Source organism: Fictibacillus sp. S7, from assembly GCF_004127935.1.
In the GTDB taxonomy this organism is placed as follows: Bacteria; Bacillota; Bacilli; order Bacillales; family Fictibacillaceae; genus Fictibacillus_C; species Fictibacillus_C enclensis.
This window is the reverse complement of record NZ_QJKL01000001.1, coordinates 2,836,854-2,857,868: the sequence shown is the minus strand read 5'-3', so window position 1 is coordinate 2,857,868 and position 21,015 is coordinate 2,836,854. Positions and strand designations below refer to the sequence as shown.

General features: G+C 37.9%; 17 protein-coding genes. 14 read left to right on the top strand and 3 right to left on the bottom strand.

The features are described from left to right. Positions 1–143 precede the first annotated feature (143 nt). Positions 144–476, bottom strand: coding sequence for a YolD-like family protein (locus DMO16_RS14695; protein WP_129478368.1), 333 nt, complete (start codon positions 474–476; stop codon positions 144–146). A 142-nt stretch (positions 477–618) separates the two neighbouring features. On the opposite strand from DMO16_RS14695, the gene DMO16_RS14690 reads away from it, so the two are divergent. The 6 genes from DMO16_RS14690 to DMO16_RS14665 all read left to right on the top strand — a co-directional run bounded on the left by DMO16_RS14690 (position 619) and on the right by DMO16_RS14665 (position 9,640). Beyond that, entirely contained in the window at positions 619–1,242 is a 624-nt protein-coding gene (locus tag DMO16_RS14690) for a hypothetical protein (RefSeq protein WP_129478366.1), read from the top strand. Between the two features lie 845 nt (positions 1,243–2,087). Beyond that, complete coding sequence (locus DMO16_RS14685) at positions 2,088–3,149, top strand: GAF domain-containing protein (protein ID WP_206738111.1); 1,062 nt, start codon at positions 2,088–2,090, stop codon at positions 3,147–3,149. Continuing rightward, a complete protein-coding gene (locus tag DMO16_RS14680) occupies positions 3,136–3,336 on the top strand; it encodes a hypothetical protein (protein ID WP_129478362.1) in 201 nt (66 codons plus the stop codon). Before DMO16_RS14685 ends, DMO16_RS14680 begins: the two co-directional genes overlap by 14 nt. A gap of 422 nt (positions 3,337–3,758) precedes the next feature. Then, entirely contained in the window at positions 3,759–5,279 is a 1,521-nt protein-coding gene (locus tag DMO16_RS14675; protein ID WP_129478360.1) for a type I restriction-modification system subunit M, read from the top strand. Next, a complete protein-coding gene (locus tag DMO16_RS14670) occupies positions 5,269–6,552 on the top strand; it encodes a restriction endonuclease subunit S (RefSeq protein WP_164988934.1) in 1,284 nt (427 codons plus the stop codon). Before DMO16_RS14675 ends, DMO16_RS14670 begins: the two co-directional genes overlap by 11 nt. Then, complete coding sequence (locus DMO16_RS14665) at positions 6,539–9,640, top strand: type I restriction endonuclease subunit R (RefSeq protein WP_129478356.1); 3,102 nt, start codon at positions 6,539–6,541, stop codon at positions 9,638–9,640. The genes DMO16_RS14670 and DMO16_RS14665 overlap by 14 nt, the downstream gene beginning before the upstream one ends. Before the next feature lie 487 nt (positions 9,641–10,127). Here DMO16_RS14665 and DMO16_RS14660 read toward each other — a convergent pair whose 3' ends face one another. Next, positions 10,128–10,682 carry a recombinase family protein gene (locus tag DMO16_RS14660; protein ID WP_129478354.1) on the bottom strand — a complete coding sequence of 185 codons (555 nt, stop codon included), beginning with the start codon at positions 10,680–10,682 and terminating at the stop codon, positions 10,128–10,130. 522 nt (positions 10,683–11,204) lie between these two features. Between DMO16_RS14660 and DMO16_RS14655 the strand changes: the two genes are divergently transcribed. From DMO16_RS14655 to DMO16_RS14610, 8 genes are all read left to right on the top strand, one after another. Continuing rightward, the gene (locus tag DMO16_RS14655) at positions 11,205–12,146 is read left to right on the top strand and encodes a hypothetical protein (protein ID WP_129478352.1); all 942 of its coding nucleotides are present in this window, start codon (positions 11,205–11,207) and stop codon (positions 12,144–12,146) included. Positions 12,147–12,960: 814 nt separating this feature from the next. Beyond that, positions 12,961–13,164, top strand: a complete 204-nt coding sequence (locus DMO16_RS14650) for a YqaE/Pmp3 family membrane protein (protein ID WP_129478350.1) — start codon at positions 12,961–12,963, stop codon at positions 13,162–13,164. 256 nt (positions 13,165–13,420) lie between these two features. Beyond that, the gene (locus DMO16_RS24625) at positions 13,421–13,513 is read left to right on the top strand and encodes an LPXTG cell wall anchor domain-containing protein (protein ID WP_206738110.1); all 93 of its coding nucleotides are present in this window, start codon (positions 13,421–13,423) and stop codon (positions 13,511–13,513) included. A 906-nt stretch (positions 13,514–14,419) separates the two neighbouring features. Continuing rightward, complete coding sequence (locus tag DMO16_RS14640; protein ID WP_129478348.1) at positions 14,420–14,737, top strand: hypothetical protein; 318 nt, start codon at positions 14,420–14,422, stop codon at positions 14,735–14,737. A gap of 42 nt (positions 14,738–14,779) precedes the next feature. After that, on the top strand, positions 14,780–15,328 hold the full coding sequence (locus tag DMO16_RS14635) for a DUF1643 domain-containing protein (protein WP_129478346.1): 549 nt from the start codon (positions 14,780–14,782) through the stop codon (positions 15,326–15,328). Positions 15,329–15,698: 370 nt separating this feature from the next. Next, on the top strand, positions 15,699–15,953 hold the full coding sequence (locus DMO16_RS14630; RefSeq protein ID WP_241840577.1) for a YolD-like family protein: 255 nt from the start codon (positions 15,699–15,701) through the stop codon (positions 15,951–15,953). A gap of 1,086 nt (positions 15,954–17,039) precedes the next feature. Then, positions 17,040–17,663 (top strand): nitroreductase family protein, encoded by a 624-nt coding sequence (locus tag DMO16_RS14620; RefSeq protein ID WP_240482457.1) that lies wholly within the window; start codon positions 17,040–17,042, stop codon positions 17,661–17,663. A 927-nt stretch (positions 17,664–18,590) separates the two neighbouring features. Then, positions 18,591–19,939, top strand: a protein-coding gene (locus DMO16_RS14610) for an IS3 family transposase (protein ID WP_129474832.1) whose coding sequence is annotated in 2 segments (ribosomal slippage) — positions 18,591–19,050 and positions 19,050–19,939 — 1,350 coding nt in all. Because the reading frame shifts where the segments join, the coding sequence is not laid out codon by codon here. An 83-nt stretch (positions 19,940–20,022) separates the two neighbouring features. On the opposite strand, the gene DMO16_RS14605 is transcribed toward DMO16_RS14610, so the two are convergent. Then, the gene (locus DMO16_RS14605; protein ID WP_129478344.1) at positions 20,023–20,823 is read right to left on the bottom strand and encodes an SDR family NAD(P)-dependent oxidoreductase; all 801 of its coding nucleotides are present in this window, start codon (positions 20,821–20,823) and stop codon (positions 20,023–20,025) included. Positions 20,824–21,015: the final 192 nt, after the last annotated feature.

The window sequence follows — 21,015 nt, the reverse complement described above, 5'->3', positions numbered from 1 at the left end:
TTTTTACAGAACCACTCCAAGATGAAATGCCAGGAATATACACCAGAGGATTACTTTAATGAGAATCAACATATTTATTTTAATGTGGTTCACACCAAAAAACGCAAATCCTTAAGAATGCTTCTTTATAGATTAATAAAAGGTTAATGAAATTTTACATCCACCAAATCATCAAGTTTAATTTTATATAGTTCATTGTGGTAGTCCACTATCCTTAACTCACGTTTATAGGTATCAACATAGTGTACTTTTCCAATAAGTAAGTGAAAATCGTCGTGCTTAAAGTATGTAATACATAAAAATAAGTCTTCAGCCATCGCTTCACATATCGTTTCTTCGATTAACTCCAATTGCTGTTCGTCAAGTTCAGGTTTCACTTTTTTATTTTGATCCCAGTCAAACTCCCTTAGTTTCTTAACATGTTCAGGCAGCATCATAGCCGTCCATTTTATTGCTCCACGATCTCGAATGCTCATATTAATCAACTCCTTTGTATAGTATATACCACGAAGTACGAATATATGTTCTCTTTTTTGGAAAATAATTAATTTCCACTTAAAGGAAATATAAATTTCTCGTCTAATATATTTGAGTAAAAGGGCGAGAGGGGAACAAATATTGAATAAGAAATTTAAAATCATTTTTTTAAGTTCTGTTTCATTAATTGTTTTGTTGATTGCTGGTTTATTTTATGTGGGGAATTTAAATGGGAAGAGTACTAAAGAAACATTTGCACTAGGAACACATGATAAAGACAAAGAAGAACTTATAAACTTGCTTGTGGCAAAAGATTATGAAAAAGCCCTTTCTAAATCGAGTAAGCAAGATACAGACTTTAAAAGGGATATTTATCTTATTTCAGGGGCTTTTTTAAAACAGGAAGAAATAGATAATGAAGATGAAAGTCTAATTAGTAAAATACATGATTATAAAGACCTCGTTTCTGATATTGAGGTTGTAAAGAATGTACCAAAGGAAGTTCAATCAAATGTAGATGCACTTTATGAAAATGCTAAAGCGAATCTACAGTACCTAGTTAATAAATCTGATGCTGTTCAATCAAATTTAAAAGGAGTTCCTGAAGTGGGTATGTCTAAATCAGAGGTATTGTCTACTACATGGGGAAATCCGATTGATATTAATACAACAAAAACTGCTTCATCAAATAAAGAACAATGGGTCTATTCAGGTTATAAATATGTTTATTTCGAGGATGGAGTAGTAACAACCATTCAAGAATAGCAATCGACATTCTAAGATAGAAGTAACCCGTCAGTATATTGGGTACTTCGCTCACGAATTAAAAGAAACAATGGACAAAGCAAATCCATTAAGAGGATTATTATAAGCAGAGGGTTTATCCCCCTACTTTTTTATATATTGAATTCGCAAGTTACAATCATTAACACAAAAGGTTAAATATTGCTTAATCAATCGTGGATTTAAGTCCTCTACTTGTTCAATGTTTTGAGTTGCTAACCATTCATTCCATACCTTAAAGAGTGTGACATAACAAGTGATACTGTTCTGAGTTAAACCTTCAAACTTTTTCTCTGCTAGAAATTACTTCTGAGCCAATTCGATTAACATAAAAAGACCTCCATTCGATTTGAACAGAGGTCTAACTTAAGCAAAAGTAGGTCACGTTTAGACCATATAGCACTTTTGCGTGATTATGTATTTGGTGGAGACTAGCGGGATCGAACCGCTGACCTTTTGTGAAGTTTCCTGTTCTTTTCTATAGTGCCTAGAAATGCTTTTATATCACATTTTTAGGATATTTTTATTGTTTAAATGAACTGTAGTTGCCGTTAGTTTTCAATAGTGTGTGACGACGATGTGACCATAGAGTGACCAATATTTTTGAAGTAACCTTTAATGCAGTTGAGATGTGATAGTATGCCAATTAACACAAGAAATTTGTTTAATAAAGTAACATTGTTTTTTCTTAAACAGAAACAAAAGTAAGCACTCCCTTCTGGTTGTCTTGTTCCTATTTTACATGATGATCATATTTTAAAAATTGTGTATAATGGATATAACAGGAAGGGAAGGGTGATATGCAACTACACACGGATAAACAACCCGTGATTGATACCGATGTACAAAGAGGAAAGTATTACCCATTAAAATTTATTGGCAGTCTTCTCTGCGGTTTGATTTTGGCTGTTATTGTAGTTTCTACACTCGTAGCCGGTGCTATAGAATTGATTGATAAATTAGGCGGGCCAAAGTATGCGTTTATAAGGGTTTTTACTTTCATCGCCTATACTATTTCCGGCATTGTATGTACCGTTCTTACCGCAAGATGGCTTCGAACGAGATCGCCAGAAATGCAGCAGTTTGGTTTTAATATGCCGAATCCTTTTTACAGCAAATATGCTGTTTTGCGTGAAAAGATCGGGGATACAGAACTGCTAAAAGAGAACCAAAAGATAAAGAAGCAGCTTCAAGAGAACGGCGAGAGACTCGACGAATCCGGAAGATTACTCATAGCAACTGCTAAAAAGCTATCGGAAGGTGTTAACCGTGAAATAAAATTAAGGAAGCTTATTGAGATATTCGAACGGAATACAAAGAATACAAGCAGACTGGTCCGTTCCTTACATACATTGCTTTCAGAACACAAAGAAGGTTGGAAGAAGGAGTTTATGGATAATGTGCTGAATGAGTGTGTTACGTGCCTTTATTCTAACAAATCCGATAAATCTGCTTCACTTTTCCTTATAAACGAATATAATAAATTAAAGATATTTGCATACTACAGGATTGATACCAAGTCGGCAAGGGAAAAGAGTTTTGCAAAGGGTGAAGGGTTTGCCGGAGAAGTTTGGGAATTAGGCGATACAAAAACGTTGGCAGATGTTTATAAAGACGGCGGTTGGTCTCACAAAAAGGAACACCTCGATCATTACACCTCCATAATTGGTACTCCAATTTGGGTAAAGGGTAATATTATCGGCGTTCTTTGCATTCAGAGCGAGGATAAAGCAGAGTTTAAGCAAGACGATGAAGTTATGATTAGAAGTTATGCTGATATCTGCGGACTAGCTGAATTATGTGATATGATTATTAAACAAGAGGAAATTGAAACAGCCGTTACAATTGAAACAGACCCAGAAAGGGGCGTTAAAAATGGCAGTGATTGATAAGAAAATGGAAAGAATAAGTCCATTTGAATCCATTAATGAAATTGACAAAGAGTTAGAAACATCTCAAAAGGAAACCAATGAGCTACTTGCAGAGGTATTGGATTTTATGAATATACAGTCAATCGGGACTTTTAGTGTTAGTGAAGATACAGAATATTATTCATCGAAAAAGAAGCGCGCCTAATATTAGGCGTGTTTTTTTTGCCTAAAATGGTCTTCATGGTCAAGAAGTAACCTAAAAAGGGAAGTTTTTTTTACAACTGAATATAGAATAGCTTCAGAAAAACACAAGTCGGTTATTATTATTTAGGAGAACACCGACTACAATCTAGGGTTTAATTTTTCTATATTCAGCACTCTAGTCGGTTGGAATGCTGTGCGTTGATAGAAAGAGTGAAATAAAGAAGTTTCCATGTTGCGAAGGCTGAATAGCCCTCGCTTTTTTATATCTTTAAAGTACTGAAATCCGAAAAAGGCACCGAAGCTTCTAAAACTAGTGTGAAGGAAGAGAACTTAATGTTTCTGATAAATGCTTCATCAAACATTTTTTGTTAAACTATTATTAGATAGAAATTTTTATTTGACACATTAAACGGGGGAAATAAAATGTCAACAGCAAGTATTGGATTCGAAGAAAAGCTTTGGTTAATGGCAGATAAACTAAGAGGTAGCATGGATGCTTCGGAATATAAAAATGTCGTATTGGGATTATTGTTTTTGAAATATGTTTCAGATGCATTTGAAGAAAAACACAACGAATTATCCCAAGATGAATGGGCTGATCCAGAAGATAAAGATGAGTATGCTGCTGAGAATATTTTCTGGGTTCCCAAAGATGCACGGTGGTCTTTTGTTAAAGAAAATGCAAAAAAGCCGGAGATTGGCCAAATTATTGACCAAGCAATGATTTCTATTGAAAAAGAGAATGATTCATTAAGAGGGGTGCTTCCAAAAGATTTTGCGCGCCCTGCATTAGACAAGACGCGTCTAGGTGAAACCATTGATTTGTTTTCCTTTAAAGTAGGGGATCAAGAGAGCCGGTCTAAAGATGTTCTTGGCCGTGTATATGAATACTTTCTAAGTAAATTTGCAAGTGCCGAAGGAAAAAATGGAGGTGAGTTCTACACGCCTACTTCCATTGTTAAGCTACTGGTTAAAATGCTTGAACCTTATAAAGGCAGAGTTTATGACCCATGCTGTGGTTCTGGTGGAATGTTTGTTCAAAGTGAAAAATTTGTTGAAGAACATCAGGGAAGGCTTGGTGACATCGCAGTTTACGGACAAGAGTCAAATCCGACTACTTGGCGACTTTGCAAAATGAATCTAGCTATTCGTGGTATAGATGGAAATATTGGTGAGCACAATGCAGACACCTTTCATAAGGATTTACATAAAGGATTAAAGGCTGATTACATCCTAGCAAATCCTCCCTTTAATATCAGTGATTGGGGCGGTGAAAAATTAAAAGAAGATGTACGTTGGAGTTATGGTACACCACCAGTTGGAAATGCAAACTATGCATGGATTCAGCATATGGTATCAAAGCTTGCCCCCTCTGGGACAGCAGGATTTGTCCTTGCGAACGGATCGATGTCAACAAGCACGGCTAGTGAATTGGAAATTCGTCGCAATTTAATTGAAAATGATTTAGTAGAGTGTATTGTCACACTTCCAGGTCAGCTATTCTATTCAACTCAAATCCCTGTGAGCCTCTGGTTTGTCACACGAAACAAAGCTGCAAAAGGACAGCGTGACCGCAAGGGAGAAATTTTGTTTATTGATGCTCGTAAACTAGGGTACATGGCAGATCGTACTCATAAAGAGCTTGCAATTGAAGATATTCAAAAAGTTACTGAAGCTTATCATGCTTGGCGTGGAACAAATGAACAAAGTTATGAAAATATACTAGGCTTTTGTAAAGCAGCTACATTAGAAGAAGTAAAGGGAAATGAATATATCTTATCTCCTGGAAGGTATGTAGGGTTTGAAGATTTAGAAGAAGACGGGGAACCTTTTGAAGAGAAGATGTTAAGGTTAACGACTGGGCTATCTGAGCAGTTTGCAAAGTCAAAATCACTTGAAGATGATATCCGCCGAGCTTTGGAGGGGATTGGATATGGAATATAGTATATTTGGGAGGATTTCAGATAACTGGAAGTATTGTAAAATTGGAGATGTTGTAAATCTAAGGCAAGGATTGCAAATTTCGTCTAAAAGAAGAGTTTCGGAAGAGCTTGATGGATATATACCTTTATTAAAAATAACGGACTTACCTAAGGGGAAGTTTTCGGAATATGTTACTGATATTAAGGAACAGTACGTCGCTGTTAAAGAGGATATAATTTATACTAGAACAGGACAAGTAGGATTAGTTTATACAGATGTAGAGGGGTGTGTTCATAATAATTGTTTTAAGGTTGAGTACAATTCAAATCAATTGGATAAAATGTTCTTATTTTATTACTTGAACAATAAATATTTCAAAGAGTTAGCAAATAATGTAGCTTCTGGAAGTGTCCAAAAAGATTTAACTCATTCCTCATTTAAAACACTACCTTTTGCTTTTCCTGAAATATCATTACAAAAAAAAATATCTTCAATCCTATTTTCATTAGATAAAAAAATAAATATAAACCTTTCAATTAATTCAGACCTCGAACAAATCGCCCAAACCCTTTTCAAACGCTGGTTTATCGACTTTGAATTTCCGAATGAAAACGGAGAGCCTTATCAATCAAGTGGCGGGAAGATGGTGGAAAGTGAGTTGGGGTTGATTCCTGAGGGGTGGAATGTATTAAACTTTAATAAATTTGTTCAAAGCATTTCAGAATCTATAAATAAAAAATCAAAAGAGAGTGCAATCTTCTTAAATACATCTGATATTTTAGAAGGTAAAGTTTTGAAAAAAAGTTATTCACCTACTAAAGAAATGCCTGGACAAGCGAAAAAACTAATTAAAAAAAATGATATTTTATACAGTGAAATTAGACCTGCAAATAAAAGGTTTGCTTATGTGGATTTTGATGCAAATGATTATGTCGTTTCAACTAAACTCATGGTGTTAAGAGCTGATGAAGATATATTTCCAAGTAAAGTATTATACCTTTATTTAAAAAATGAGGATACTATTAATAAATTACAGCAAATTGCAGAAACAAGATCAGGGACTTTTCCACAAATAACATTTAAGCAACTGTCACAATTTATATTTGCAATACCTGAAAAAGAGCAATTTACTAAGAATTATGCGATCCTTAAAAACATAGTTGATCATCAACTTAGCTTGATGCAAGAAATCGAAAGACTTAAAGAATTAAGAGATATCCTTCTTCCGAAACTTCTCTCAGGAGAAATTGAAATCCCAACAGAAAGTGAGGAACTGGAACATGTACAGCTTTAATGAAGATGAATTAGAACATGCCACGCTTGATTGGCTGGAAGAGATCGGATATGAAGTGGCGAGTGGCCCAGATCTTGCACATGATGGTATTTCTCCTGAGAGACAGGATTACTCAACGGTATTTTTAGAAGGGCGTTTAACCGACGCCCTTTCTCGTATCAATAAAAATGTGAAAATTCAAGAAATAGAAGAAGCTGTTCGTAAGGTTACGATTCCGCAGCATCCCAACCTCCTAATCAACAACCGTTCGTTTCATAAGCTTATTACGGACGGAGTGGACATAGAGGTTAGAGAAGATGACGGGAGAAACTCAACGAAAAAACTTTGGTTATTTGATTTTGATCATCCAGAAGCAAATGATTTCCTGGCCGTGAACCAATTTACCATTATGGAAGGTTCAGCTAATAAGCGACCAGACGTGATTTTATTTGTAAACGGATTACCGTTAGTGGTATTTGAGTTGAAAAGCTCTACAGATGAAAAGGTCGGCATCTCTCAAGGCTATAATCAGCTTCAAACCTACAAAAAGACCATTACCTCTTTATTTCAATACAATGCTTTCATGGTAACTAGCGATGGGATTAATGCCCGAGCCGGAACCTTAACTTCTAACGAAGAACGATTTATGATGTGGAGGACCATCGATGGGGAAACAATTGCTCCAAATACCATTCCTCAATTAGAAGTCATGATTAAAGGAATGTGTAAACCATCCATGTTACTAGATTTGATTCGCTATTTTATTCTGTTTCAAACGGATGGAGAAGATACATTTAAAATACTAGCAGCTTATCATCAGTATCATGCGGTGAATAAAGCTGTTGAAGAAGCCAAACGTGCAGCAAGTGAGCATGGAGACCGTAAGATCGGTGTCATTTGGCATACACAAGGATCTGGAAAAAGCTTGTCGATGGTGTTTTATACCGGAAAGCTGGTCTTAGAGATGAATAATCCGACGGTTGTTGTCTTAACGGATAGAAATGATTTGGATGATCAGCTTTTTGCTACGTTTAGTCAGTCCAGTGAATTGCTCAGGCAGTCACCAAAACAAGCAGACAAAAGAAGCGATCTAAAGGAGCTTTTGGCGGTTGAGTCAGGTGGGATTATTTTTACCACAATGCAAAAATTTGCTCCTGAAGAGGGCTCTAATACAATGGAAGCCTTAACCCAACGTAGAAATGTAATCGTCATGGCAGATGAAGCACATCGATCCCAGTATGGATTCCAAGCACAGATGCAGCGCTCATCTTCTGAAGCCCATGTGAAGTATGGTTTTGCGAAACATCTACGTGACGCTTTGCCAAATGCATCATACGTTGGATTTACTGGTACACCAGTAGAAGCGACTGACAAAAATACTCCTGCTGTCTTTGGAAATTACATTGATATTTATGATATGACCCAGGCGGTAGAAGACGGGGCGACCGTCAAAATCTTTTACGAAAGTCGGATTGTGAAGTTGGATCTCCCGGAAGGTCTAGAAATTGACGGAGAATACGATGAAATCACCGAATATCAAGAAGTCGATGAACGAGAAAAACTAAAGACGAAATGGTCTCGGTTAGAAGCACTTGCCGGAGTTAATGAACGTTTGAAACGTGTGGCAAACGACATTGTGAATCATTTTGAAACTCGCCAAGATGCCATTTTTGGTAAGGGTATGGTAGTAGTAATGTCCCGACGGATCGCGATTGATTTGTACAAAGAAATCGTCAAGCTTCGCCCGGAATGGCACTCCGATGACGATTCCAAAGGTATTATTAAAATTGTTATGACGGGTTCATCGAGCGACCCAGAAGATTGGCAAGAGTTTATCGGCAATAAACGTCGGCGGGAGTATCTTGCAAAGCGTATGAAAGATACAAGTGATGAATTAAAAATTGTCCTTGTTCGGGATATGTGGCTGACGGGCTTTGATGTACCGTCTATGCATACCATGTATATAGATAAGCCGATGAAAGGCCATAATTTAATGCAGGCTATCGCACGGGTAAATCGGGTCTTTAGGGACAAGCCGGGTGGACTGATTGTTGACTATATTGGAATTGCGGATAGTTTGAAAGAAGCCTTAAAACAATATACCGAAAGTGATCGAGATAATGCAGGGGTAGATACGTCTGTTGCACTGGATCTTATGCTCGAGAAATATGAACTGATTCAAAGTATGCTCTATCAGCATGATTACACTCATTTTGATTCAGAACGACCGACAGAACGAATGAAAGCCATCATTGAAACGGTTGATTTTGTGATTGGACTTGGAGAGGAACAGAAAAAAGCGTTTTTACGTTTGGTTACAGAACTGGCCAAAGCATTTGCCCTTTGCTCTACCGATGAGGATGCCCAAGAGCTGAATGCCGAAATTGGATTCTTCAAAGCGGTGAAGTCCGGAATTATCAAATTATTACCGGATGAAGCAAAAAAGAAAACTTCTTCGCAACTGGATGCTCAGATCAACCAACTGATTTCAAAGTCCGTCATATCTGATGAAGTCGTAGATATTTATAGCTCATTAGGACTTGAAAATCCCGATATTTCAATCTTATCTGATCAATTCCTTGCTGATGTTCGGGCACTGCCTCAGAAAAATCTTGCTGTCGAGTTATTGAATCGTTTGCTGCAAGGAAAAGTAAGAAGTGTCCAGCGGACCAACTTAGTTCAAGCAAAAAAGTTTTCTGATCTTTTGACGAATGCCATTAATAAATACAATAAAAGGGCGATTGAGACATCAAAAGTCATCGAGGAACTAATTGAACTAGCAAAAGAAATGAATGACTCATATAAAAGAGGAGAAGAAACAGGTTTAAATAAAGAGGAGATAGCATTTTATGATGCTCTAGCTTCTCATCATACAGCGGAAGAAGTGATGGGTGACGACATACTTAAGGCAATAGCGCATGAGCTGTCGAAAGCTATAAAGGAAAATATGAGCATCGATTGGAACCTTCGGGAATCGGCAAGAGCCAAAATGAGAATTACTGTTAGAAGACTGTTAAAGAAATATGGTTATCCGCCTGATATTCAAAAAATGGCAGTAGAAACAGTTGTTCAGCAAGCTGAATTAATGGCTTCAGCTACTCGTGTTTAAAGGAAGTGATATTAATATGGGTTCTAAATATGGTCAGGGTTTACGTATAGAAATCACGGAAGCAATTAATAAAGGCAGTCTTAAGGAACCTATTTGTACATCTGATATCAAAAGTTACATGAACAATAAAAATTGGTAGCCTTCAGAGAATTACATTAATGTATTTTTATCTAATTCTTCGAATGAAAGTCACAGTAAATCCTATCCAAAAACTTTTGTTTCTCTAGGAGAAGGAAAATATAAACTAAGAAGTATATAGCGTAAACTAAACCGCCTTTGCAGGCAGCTTAATTCCCACCTGCCTACATGTTGATAGATTCGGATGCATTCTTCTTAAATCCAAATCCTTTCGTGAATGCTAGATCGATCCTTACCTGATAACTAAGGTAGGGTTGAGGATATATGGTTTATATCTCCTTCAGGTTGAGATCAAAAGTATGTAGAAAAGGTTCACTTAAAACTGCATGTATTTGAAGGTTAGAGGTCGCTATTTAGCGACCTTTCTTAATGAGCGGTATAAAGTTGCTTTGGAAACTCCTGTCATTTCAACAATTTCGGGTACAGTGTACTCATTTGTTTCATATAGTTTTAACGCTCGTTCTATTTCCTTTTGTGGTATTGATGGACGACCGCCAATACGGCCACGTGCTCTAGCAGCCTTCAAACCGGCTTGTGTACGTTCTACTATGATATCGCGCTCTAATTCTGCTATAGAAGCCATAGTGCGAAAGAAGAACTTACCGACTGGTGTGGTTGTGTCAATGCCATCAACGATGGATACGAAGTCAATGCACTCTTTTTCGAATCCAGCCGTTAGTTCCAGCAGCTTAAACGTGGAACGACCAAGACGATCCAGTTTGTATACGACTAAAGTGTCACCTTTGCGAAGATTATCCAGGCACCGGTTTAATTCTGGTCTATCGTCGCGTTTACCCGATAGCTTCTCCATGTAAATCTTATCGCACCCTGCCACTTTTAATGCGTCTACCTGCATATCTAAATTTTGATCTAGTGTAGACACCCGCGCGTAACCTATTTTCATTTTACATTCTCCTGTTACCAAATTTTTACATAAGTGTATCGTATCAATAAAGGAGGGTTTTTGCAACTATGATTTGATACTATTTTATGACACGATGAAAGTGGTTAATCGCTTGATTATCCGTTCTTTAAGTGAGGAGTGTCAAAAATTATCGTTTTTGGAACGAGTTCTTTAATTTTATGCTCTAGTTAAAATGCCATTGATTTTCTTATTTAGTTCAAGTTTGATCTTTCCTTTTTACTCACCAATCGGGCCATTATATTGAATAAGAGGTTACATAAAACTCCACATATTTATGCAGCAACCAGGCTTCTTCAGAAGCCAAAATCGTGGATGTAAAAAAGTTGTATAAAATCATGCATAAATGATAAAAAAAAAACAGACGCCAAACCCTTTAACTAAATTTGTATAGAATATGCATTAGATTTTTAGTACTTTACATACAGTGTGTGTAATAAATTAGTAATATATGGTTTTATTGAGTTTAGATTATGCAAAAATATTACTTAAAGGAGTGTTCAAATGGCTATACGCGAAAGTTCTAATGATCAAAATGTTGCTGCTGTAAGTGGCACAAACACCGCTGGTGGAAGAGGTGTAGAAGGCTTCAGTAATACCGGGCAAGCTGTCTACGGCGAAAGCAAGGAACAAGCTGGTGTCATCGGAGTCAGCGAGAAATTTGTAGGCGTATGGGGAGAAAGCAAGAGTGGGCATCCAGGAGTTTTGGGCAAAAGTAAAGATTGGAACGGAGTTTATGGTGAAAGTACGAACCAAGCTGGTGTTGCCGGTATCAGTGAGAAATTTGTAGGGGTATGGGGAGAAAGTAAGAGTCCGGGGCATGCAGGAGTTTTAGGCAAAAGTAAAGATTGGCAGGGAGTTCATGGTGCAAGTACGAATCAAGCTGGTGTCGTTGGAGTCAGCGAGAAATTTGTAGGGATATGGGGAGAAAGCAAGAGTCCAGGTCATGCAGGAGTTTTCGGCAAGGGAGCGATAGCTGGGGCGTTTGACGGCAACGTTCACATATCCGGCAATCTGATCGCCAATGGATTCATCTATATGGGCGGAGACACGGTGACCCCCCTAGCAGCTTGGCTTTCGCGTATTCAACAACTTGAGGCACAAGTGGCAGATTTGCGTAGCAGGATTCCTGTATCAGGAACGTCCGCTGGCTCGACAACTACAACTCCATCAGCGACTGTAGGTGTTGAGATGATTCCACGAACGGGGCCGTTCAATGATTTACGTGTTTTCGGTAGCGGCTTTTTGCCGAATGAACCAATTGAAATTACTTATAATTCTACACCGGTTGGTGGAAATTCGGGTACTACAGACGCAACAGCGGATTCATTAGGCAAATTTAGCAAAACTATTGGTGTATCCTGTAGCCCGGGAATAAGGTACACAGCGTACGCACGAGGTAAATACAGTGGGAGGATTTCAAATACTGCTGGCGCTGGCTGCTAGTAGTCTGTCGCTGCATAAGGAACAGGCTCAATTAACGGCACTGATGCCTAACGAGGTACTGGAGAAGAATACCGTAAGAAATGCGGCATGGTGGGCTAACGAGTGGCGTTAACGAAAGAAGAATCATTTGTAAAAGTAGGTTATGCGTCTTTTGGATACCCGACCTATTTTGTGGTGCGGACCTTGAGTTTTGGGAAGAGGATGATACTAAAGATTATGACGAACTGAAGAAAAATTTAAGAGAATTTAAGGGAAATCTAATTAACTTTTAACACCAGTTATTTAAGTACGAGTGCTTTACCTGAATTCTATGGAGTTACGTAAGCAGCTCTAGAGGCCATTTCCTTCCTTCTGTATGCGTAGAGTGGAGAAAGTGAAGGGAATAATTTCCTCTTGCCGAAAGCTAGAATCGGATTAAGGAATCAACTATAGACGATGATGACAGTTTTATTTTCATTATTGGTTCCGGTTGTCATTATAGACATGAAGAGATTATGAAAGAAGCTCGTTGGCTGCAGAGTGAGGGATTTATTTCTCTTAATAAATGTGAGATTACTAAAGCGTTCGATGGGCCGCTAGGTGTTTAGTTAGTTGGAAAAGTATTATAAGAGCATTCCTTTGGGCATGCTTTTTTATTTTGTGGCGGTGATGATGTAATGGCAAAGGCAAATATGAAGCATTGATGGGGAGGGAGAGAGCTAGGCAGTTTCAGGGACATCCATTTTGACATCTGGAAGAAAACATGTTCCAAAAAAGGAATTATAAGGGAAAGGCAGAATATATGTTATCTATAGAAACAAGAGAGGTGATACATATGTTATATTTACTGGCCATCGTTCTTCCGCCGCTTGCGGTATTGCTGATTGGGAGACCGTTTCAAGCATTTATTAATCTTATCCTAACACTTTGCTTCTGGTTACCTGGAGCAATTCATGCAATCTTATTAGTAAAGGATAAGAAAGATGACAGGAGAATGAGAAAACAAGCTGAATTAATTGCAAAGGCTAACAAACAATAGAAATTACTTTTTCTGGTGAATACAGCAAAGTTTTGCAGTAATGATTATGATGAGTGACATATTGAGAGGACAACAATTGATCCAGAGAAGGCCCTTATAGAAGATTTAGGGAAAGTGAGGATCGAAGAATGACAGCAGATAGTATTATTATGTACGGCGGGGGAGCTATTGCTTTTATCGCTGGAGTTATTTATTTTACTTTTGTTGATCTGAATTTCAAACGGAAGGAAAAAAAGAAGAAATGATACTCGGAATGGTGAACTGGCAAGTAGTTTTTCCGATGGTAGCCTGGATCGCAATAATCGCCCTGGTGGTCTGGTTCTTCCGTAAAAGAAGAAATAAAAAATAAGAACCCCTTGGATCATGGTTTTTTTGTCATCCTGCAAATTTGGAGATAACATGAAATATTTTACTTTCAGATAAAAATGAGGTTTTTGGGATCTGAAATGAAGAATATGTCCAAAGCCATCCCTGGCTTGTCTAGTTAGGTGGTTGAGATAAGAAAAGGAGGTAGTTAAATGAGCATCAGCAATAATTTAAGAACAGAGGAACCACACTCTAATAAACAATACACTCTCTTAGGAGAAGATGGACGCTCTTACAAGAGTATCAATCCTGGTACAATAGCTGGCAATGGTCGCGGCAAGATATATGGCCGATTCGATTGCCCCTCTGCACTTCGTGCGATTAAGGAGGGTCAGGGTAGGTATGTTGAGCATCGCGTTTTTTTTTGCAGATGAAAGGGACAGCAATTCTTGCGGGATACCGCCCGTGTGGTACTTGTCTTAGGAAGCAGTATAATCAATGGAAAGCGACCCAAGGATAGGAGGACGAACACAACTCATCCCATGGGAAGCAAACCAGTTAAAACACAGACAGGGTGTGATGTGCCGTCATCTTCGAATCATATAGGCAACGGGATTTTGGAATGGTTGGATGGGGCAGTATTTCATTAATAATCATACCTAATTTTATTGATTGCGCTATTATTGGAAAGGGTTTAAAAGGAGATCAGCAAAATGAAGAAAAAGCCAAACGAAACCCTTAAAGATGGATTTGACCGCGCAATCTTAGGGGATTTTACCTCACTTACTAAAGGCGGTTGTCTACCATTCGTCGTAATCATAATCATACTATTTGTTGTTTTTCTCTATATAAGATAAAAAGACCTCAGCCTTAATAAATTTGTTTACGGCATGTTTTAAAAGCAATAATCTAATTATTGGGAACCTTTTTAAAATAGGGAGATGCTAATATGCAGGTAACAAAATGTATCATAGAAGCAGACTTTTTGAATGATGATAAGGTTGAAATTTTCATTTTGGCTGAAGAGAAGGCGGTTTTGTATCGCTTTCATTATAATAAAGACCATGGTAGAGCTAAAACTCCCACCTATACTGGTAAATTGGCAAAAATTATAAATGATAAAGCAGTCAATTGTGATAATCCTCCTTTCGACCATCACCAGGTAGCAAAAGATCTATTGAATGATCGTAAGGTTAGATTGCGTGTCCTTTTTGATACTAAGGAGTCGGATCTCCATGATCCAGATAAAGCTTCATTCAAAATCTAGAAATACAGTGATTCACCAAATAGTGGCAGGAGAGGGTATTAAGTGTGGGAACACGTTTTATCGCTGGGAAATTTTAAAACCCTGGAGTCAGAAAAAGGCATTGCTGTTACTTCGACTGATGAAACAAAAAGGTATTATTATCAAGAAGGAAATCCTGCGCATTTTCTGTTGATGTTCAATGCAAGTACACTAGATGGAAATGACCGGACAGTCGATTATGTCAGGGAATTCAATCCTAATTTTGGAATTATAAATCTGATCCCGTCTGCAGCAAGTAAGCCGGAAAAGTTAACGGGAAAAGATTTGGTATTTAATCCGATTAATTTTCAAGTCATTCAGAAAGTACTAAATGAAACTGGGGTTCCAATTTGGATCGGATGGGGGGAGTTAGTAAAGAAGAAAACGCATAGCCTAATCCCGAACGAACTAAGGGACCTTCTCGTCCTTCATAAAAAAAGGCTCGTTCAAATTGACCGAGGTAAGCCGAGAAAATGGTTCCCTATGCATCCAGCTTATGCGAAAATCAACATTCCAGCGAGAGAATTGAAACTTACTCCCTTTGATGTGAAGTATGTGTTGAAATATGAATAATAAAAATAACCAGTGGGGCTTCCCATAACGGGTTCCGTTTCCTATCTCAAAAACCCGATAATGCAATCGCAAATACAACTAAATTTGTACTATCTTTTGTAACGGGTTTGCAATTAAAAATAAATGGCTCAGTATAGTTAACTGAGCTATTTTAATATCCATTTTTGGTAGGTTGTTGAACTAACGCACCCGTTAGTTGAACACCGTTAGTCGAATAAGAAAAAAGGATTGCCGCAGCAACCCTTCTTAAACTTTTTCTTCAATTCATTGATAGATCTTATTGTTCTGCTGGCGGCGTAACTTCGTGACCGTAGAAAGATGAAATGGCAAGGAATGTTCATGCCAGAACATGTGAAGAGCTTGCGAGAATTTGATTGGGACAAAAACGAAAACGAAACCTGAACTGGATGAGCAGCAACTGGAGTTTATGGAGGAAACCATCTGCCAGGCGATGTTTGAAAATTCCGCCCTGTGCTTTACCTATTTTAGAGATGAGGATTTTCATTTGCTGATCGGGAAGGTTCATTATGTGGATACCTTTAGAAGAGAACTACGAATAGTGGATTTCCATGGCGAAATTGTTAAAGTTAAACTGGCGGATTTAGTGGATGTGAAAATGAATTAAAAACAGCAACGTAAAATACGATGCTGTTCTACATATGCTAGTTACCACAATATAGGGAAGTGAAAAGTATAGAAGGCAACTGACCGGAGTTGCCTTTTGAATTATTAAGGGTTACTTAAAACACTCTCCTCATTTCAAATCTTAAAGCCCCTGGTAAGTTGTTTTTGTTGTAGTGAAAATATTTACAGTTGTATTAGAAAAAGTTGTCCGCAGATTTGTCCGCGTAATTTTTAGATTGTAATTTAAAAAGTTTATAGATTAAGCGTCAACACCGCATTTATCGATCTTTTTTAATTACTATTTTCTTCTATTTTAAAAGAAGATGAATGGGCGGCATGATGTAATAGAGGTTTCAAAACCGTGTTACATCAACGTTTAAAACGTTAATATGCTTTTCTTGTCCTCGTATAAAACAAGGCAACCAGTGACAGAAAAGCGCCCTATAGGAGAAGGTCTTTCATCAGTTTACTACACTGTTGGGAGGCCTTTTCTTCCATATTGGCGGTCATATGGGCGTAAATGTTCATTGTTGTATTGATATCTGTATGACCTAATCGCTGGGGACTTCTTTAATTCACACCCCGGCTTCTATTAATAAAGAAGTATGAGTATGTCTGAAGGAATGGGGAGTTATGTTTTTTTCTATACCTGATTTTCTTCAGCAGTCGTTAGAGCCTAGTTTCAATTACTTTTCTTAATTGTGGATGTCCATCATCCCTGGCAAATATAAACCCATTATCATAGTAAATGTGGTTGTTTTTCAATTTAATCTCATTTTGTTTTATCCGGTGCTTTTTTAATAAATTCACTAGGGTTCATCAATCTTAAGACTTCGGACGGATCCCTTTGTTTTGGGAGTAAGTAATTGGAGCTTTCAAAATTATTATTTGGATTATATAAAGTTTTAGTAACCCTTAAAGTTCCTTTTTTATCGTTTTATTTAAAACCTAAAGACGGAAAAGCAATCGCTTCGTATAAAAATACAAGGCTGATGCTACACATAGTGTAAATTTTAACTAACAAAAGGTTATTGTGTTTTTATGTAGGGTAACCTAATTAAGACTTTTTCTAGAAAGGATGATCATCATGGCTATGAACACAACAGAACAATCTCTATCGGTACAACAAGCAATTGAAACACGCCATAGCATTCGCAAATATAAGCAGGAGCCTATTCCTCAGCAAGACCTAAATAAGATTTTTGAGTTGGTCCGCTTATCCCCAAGTGCATGGAACCTTCAACCCTGGCGTTTCCATGTAGTGACGGATAACGATCTAAAGGAAAAGTTGGAAGCAGCAGCTTATGGTCAAAAACAAGTGACTTCAGCACCCGCGGTTGTTGTGGTTACAAGTGATATGGAGGATGTACTTGCAAATATTGCTGACACTGTACATCCGGGACTTCCTCCAGAGCGCAAGCAGGAAGAAGTGGCCAATCTGTCAGGATTTTTCAATGGTATGACGGTGGAAGATCGTGCTCAATGGGGATTAACCCAAACAAATATTGCTTTCGGGTTCTTAATGCTTGCCGTTCAAGGATATGGATATTCAAGCAACCCTATGCTGGGCTTTGATCAGGATAAAGTAAGAGAGCTCCTGAATCTTCCCGGGCATGTCAAATTGGCAGGCATTCTACCCATTGGTAAAGCAGATTCTGAAGGATATCCGCATCATCGTTTTGACTTAGAAAAAATCGCTACATTCCATTAACTATACAGGATGCACTGGAGGGCTATAAAGTCCTCCTTTTTTATTTCAAGACATCGACCGTCACGCCACTAAAGAAGTAACGCCAGTCGACTCTTAAATGCCTAATAGTGTGCTTTTATTAACAAGCTAAACAGCCTTGTAGTAGTAAGTACGGAGTACCAGGTTTCTTCAACAAAAGGACTCTGACCCATTGCGTTAACATAACTGGCCTCCACCCTTGGATAGGCATAACGAAGGAATGAGAGGGCATTGACCCGTTGAGACATGGGATGGAAAGCCTCCCGGGGAGGCGTGGAGATGTACATTACAGGGTAGAATATGGATAAGGAAACTTACTCAAAGGTGCCTGAACTGATCCGAAATTAAAATTAGAGGCTTCTCATTAGTTGAGCAAACTTTTAGGTAGCTTCTTTTTTTCTGTCTTTGGGAATGTGTAAATAAACCTTTGTTGTAGTTTCATCTTCTGTATGACCAAGTCGATAGAATCAGGAAAATAAAAATGCCTATGGACATTCTTGTGCTTTAGCTAAACAGACGGTCAAGATATGTAGGATTATATAAAAAATGACCACTCCTCTATAACAAGGAAGTGGTCATTATTTTTTTAAACAAAAATATAGACTTTTTGCTCAAAAGAAACAATGTTCTTTAGTAATGTACGGTGAACCGTACCACAAATAACGGTAAACTCCAAGCATGTTTACTAATTATCCCCAGGACTATTCAAAGAAAAATCACATGCAGTTTTGGTGATACAGAATATAAAAACGGTGATACGAAGCGTCTTTACTATCTCGGGCTGATAAAGCTCCATCCATATCTAAAGAAAACGGGCGGAATCAGGTAATCTAAACAAAAAAGCGGCTATCGATTTGAACTGCACCCCTTTTGTTAGACACATCTAACAATAGGAGGTGCAGTTTTTTCATGACCAAGTATTCTTTGGAAACTAAATTAGCTGCTGTTCATGCTTATCTTCAGGGGGGAGATTCCTTTAAAGAAACCGCTTATAAACACAGTGTGACTTCATCAATGTTAAAAGAATGGGTGGCCAAGTTTCGAAAACACGGAGAAATGGCTTTTCAAGAATCATATACAAATCATTCTATCGAGTTTAAAATGGACGTACTTCACTATATAAACGAAACGGGAGTATCTATCTCAGAAGCTGCCGCCCATTTCAACGTGGCTTCTCCCAGCACCGTTTGGAATTGGTATCAACTTTTTGAAACGCAAGGGATTGAGGCTCTTCGATCAAAGATAAAGGGGCGTTCATCCATGAAAAAAGATTCAAAAAGAAAGCAGCCATCAGAAGGATCCGTCGAAGCTCTACGAGCTGAAAATGAGAGATTACGTATGGAGAATGCATACTTAAAAAAGTTACAAGCCTTAATTCAAGAAGAGGAAAAATCACAGAACAAGTCAAAGCGGAAGTGATTGATGAGTTAAGGCATGAATATAAAGTCATTGACCTCGTTGAGGTCGCAGGCATTCCACGAAGCACGTATTATTACTGGATGAAACAAAAGAATCGTGCAGATAAATATCATGAAGTGAAAGCTGTTATTCAACAGATTTTTAATGAGCACCAAGGTCGATATGGCTATCGTCGGATCCGATGGGAATTACAAAATCAAGGCTATTCACTTAATCATAAAACTGTCCGTCGCTTAATGAATAAAATGAAGATCAAGTCTCTGGTGAAGGTGAAGAAATATCGCTCCTATCGTGGAAATGTTGGAAAAATCGCTCCAAATGTTATAGCACGTAAATTCCAAGCAGCGAAACCGAATGAAAAGTGGGTAACCGATGTGACGGAAATTCAATTACATGGTGAAAAGCTATATTTATCGCCAGTTCTTGACCTATATAATGGAGAAATCGTTGCCTATCAGATGGAACACCGTCCGGTTTACTCTTTGGTTTCAAAGATGCTGGATAAGGCATTCAAACAATTGAAAGAGAACGATGCCCCCATCCTTCACTCTGATCAGGGATGGCATTATCAAATGAAACGGTACCAGCATGCATTGAAAGAAAAAAATATAACACAAAGCATGTCCCGTAAGGGCAACTGTCTTGATAACGCCGCCATGGAGAGTTTCTTTGGCTTATTGAAAAGTGAATTGCTTTATCTCAAAGAATTTGAAAGTATGGAACACTTTAAAAAAGAATTGGAACAGTATATCGATTACTACAATAAAAAACGGATAAAAGCAAAATTAAAAGGCATGAGCCCGGTTCAATACCGGACTCATGCCGAAGTAGCTGCTTAAAATTTCGTGTCTAACTTTTTGGGTTCAGATCAAAAAAAGATAGCCTTTTTTGTTTGAATTTTTTTCTTAAGAATTAGCTTAATTTATATACTCGCAACCGAACCGCCATCTACCCGAAGGTTTACACCATTAATAAAGGAAGCCTGTTCGGAAGCAAGATAAACAACAGCAGACGCTGCTTCATCAACTGTTCCAGGCCGTTTTACTTCGACATGTGGACGGTTTTCCTTTAAAAATTGTTGAGTAGCTTCTTCATAGGTTATATTCAGCTGCTTCGCATTATCTTTTAATAGATTTTCCAGCATTGGTGTCATGATAAATGCTGGTGATACAGTATTCACCAGAATTCCCTGTGCGGCATACGCCTTTGATAAGCTCTTTGAAAAATTGATAATGGCTGCCTTTGAAGCATTATAATGAGGCATAAACGAATCAGGCTGAAGCCCAGATTCCGATGAAATATTAATGATGCGTCCATATCCGGTTTTTTTCATAAAAGGGATAACTGCTTTGGTTACGCGGACAGTCCCAAATACATTCACATCAAAAATATGCTGCCAGGCCTCTATATCTAATGTTTCAAAATCATCAAATCCACTGGCTATTCCTGCATTATTTACGAGTATATCGATTGATTTGAAACGGTCGATTGCAGAGGAGACCAGATGTTCCACATCAGATTGTTTCGTCAAATCCGCCTGAACGGCAAGCACATTGCCTCCCAGCTTTTCAATTTCCGCTGCTGTTTCTCTTAATGCTCCTTCACCGCGGCCACAAATTACAACATTGGTGCCTTCCTTGGCAAACGCTACGGCAATTGCTTTTCCGATACCTTTACTGCCGCCTGTCACGATTGCCGTTTTATCTTTTAATCCCAGGTTCACTTTAAATCAAATCCTTTCTATGGGCGTCTATTGTTGATTATATATTAACAATAACTTCTAGTCATAAACAAATGAACTTGCTTATTTCCTGCTCTAATACTCAATAAAAGAGGGAAACCACTAAGAGGGTTTCCCTTTGACATGTTCCGTAGATGGAATGGGATACTTCACCAAATGCTTTAATCATTTCAT

Bases quoted from the DNA above. Each gene is read 5' to 3' on its own strand.
- DMO16_RS14680 (WP_129478362.1), top strand. From the start codon at position 3,136: ATGGCAGTGATTGATAAGAAAATGGAAAGAATAAGTCCATTTGAATCC.
- DMO16_RS14675 (WP_129478360.1), top strand. From the start codon at position 3,759: ATGTCAACAGCAAGTATTGGATTCGAAGAAAAGCTTTGGTTAATGGCA.
- DMO16_RS14650 (WP_129478350.1), top strand. From the start codon at position 12,961: ATGTTATATTTACTGGCCATCGTTCTTCCGCCGCTTGCGGTATTGCTG.
- DMO16_RS14640 (WP_129478348.1), top strand. From the start codon at position 14,420: ATGCAGGTAACAAAATGTATCATAGAAGCAGACTTTTTGAATGATGAT.
- DMO16_RS14695 (WP_129478368.1), bottom strand. From the start codon at position 476: ATGAGCATTCGAGATCGTGGAGCAATAAAATGGACGGCTATGATGCTG.
- DMO16_RS14670 (WP_164988934.1), top strand. From the start codon at position 5,269: ATGGAATATAGTATATTTGGGAGGATTTCAGATAACTGGAAGTATTGT.
- DMO16_RS14655 (WP_129478352.1), top strand. From the start codon at position 11,205: ATGGCTATACGCGAAAGTTCTAATGATCAAAATGTTGCTGCTGTAAGT.
- DMO16_RS14665 (WP_129478356.1), top strand. From the start codon at position 6,539: ATGTACAGCTTTAATGAAGATGAATTAGAACATGCCACGCTTGATTGG.
- DMO16_RS14660 (WP_129478354.1), bottom strand. From the start codon at position 10,682: ATGAAAATAGGTTACGCGCGGGTGTCTACACTAGATCAAAATTTAGAT.
- DMO16_RS14620 (WP_240482457.1), top strand. From the start codon at position 17,040: ATGGCTATGAACACAACAGAACAATCTCTATCGGTACAACAAGCAATT.